We start from the raw sequence: 1,542 nt of genomic DNA on the forward strand, positions 1-1,542 counted from the left end.
CGAGATGCTCCTTAGAAAGGAGGTGATCCAGCCGCACCTTCCGGTACGGCTACCTTGTTACGACTTAGTCCTAATTACCGATCCCACCTTCGACAGCTCCCTCCCACAAGGGGTTAGGCCACCGGCTTCAGGTGTTACCGACTTTCATGACTTGACGGGCGGTGTGTACAAGACCCGGGAACGTATTCACCGCAGCGTTGCTGATCTGCGATTACTAGCGACTCCGACTTCATGAGGTCGAGTTGCAGACCTCAATCCGAACTGGGACCGGCTTTTTGGGATTCGCTCCACCTCACGGTATTGCAGCCCTTTGTACCGGCCATTGTAGCATGCGTGAAGCCCAAGACATAAGGGGCATGATGATTTGACGTCATCCCCACCTTCCTCCGAGTTGACCCCGGCAGTATCCCATGAGTTCCCACCATAACGTGCTGGCAACATAGAACGAGGGTTGCGCTCGTTGCGGGACTTAACCCAACATCTCACGACACGAGCTGACGACAACCATGCACCACCTGTACACCGACCAAAAAGGGGCGACTGTTTCCAGACGTTTCCGGTGTATGTCAAGCCTTGGTAAGGTTCTTCGCGTTGCATCGAATTAATCCGCATGCTCCGCCGCTTGTGCGGGTCCCCGTCAATTCCTTTGAGTTTTAGCCTTGCGGCCGTACTCCCCAGGCGGGGAACTTAATGCGTTAGCTGCGTCACGGAGACCGTGGAAAGGCCCCCACAACTAGTTCCCAACGTTTACGGGGTGGACTACCAGGGTATCTAAGCCTGTTTGCTCCCCACCCTTTCGCTCCTCAGCGTCAGTAACGGCCCAGAGATCTGCCTTCGCCATCGGTGTTCCTCCTGATATCTGCGCATTCCACCGCTACACCAGGAATTCCAATCTCCCCTACCGCACTCTAGTCTGCCCGTACCCACTGCAGGCCCGAGGTTGAGCCTCGGGTTTTCACAGCAGACGCGACAAACCGCCTACGAGCTCTTTACGCCCAATAATTCCGGATAACGCTTGCGCCCTACGTATTACCGCGGCTGCTGGCACGTAGTTAGCCGGCGCTTTTTCTRCAGGTACCGTCACTTWCGCTTCTTCCCTGCTAAAAGAGGTTTACAACCCGAAGGCCGTCATCCCTCACGCGGCGTTGCTGCATCAGGCTTCCGCCCATTGTGCAATATTCCCCACTGCTGCCTCCCGTAGGAGTCTGGGCCGTGTCTCAGTCCCAGTGTGGCCGGTCACCCTCTCAGGCCGGCTACCCGTCGACGCCTTGGTGAGCCACTACCTCACCAACAAGCTGATAGGCCGCGAGCCCATCCCCAACCGAAAAATCTTTCCCACCACAGACCATGCGGCCATGATGCATATCCGGTATTAGCAACCGTTTCCGGCTGTTATCCCAGAGTCAGGGGCAGGTTGCTCACGTGTTACTCACCCGTTCGCCACTAATCCACCCAGCAAGCTGGGCTTCATCGTTCGACTTGCATGTGTTAAGCACGCCGCCAGCGTTCATCCTGAGCCAGGATCAAACTCTCCGTAAAAAA

General features: G+C 56.3%; 1 rRNA gene. It reads right to left on the reverse strand.

Annotated features, from left to right (window positions below):
* Positions 1 to 15: 15 nt before the first annotated feature.
* Positions 16 to 1,539: ribosomal RNA gene (locus ACOWU6_RS16775) — 16S ribosomal RNA — on the reverse strand.
* Positions 1,540 to 1,542 lie beyond the last annotated feature (3 nt).

This window comes from Microbacterium sp. SA156, from assembly GCF_049065455.1.
Classification (GTDB): Bacteria; Actinomycetota; Actinomycetes; order Actinomycetales; family Microbacteriaceae; genus Microbacterium; species Microbacterium barkeri.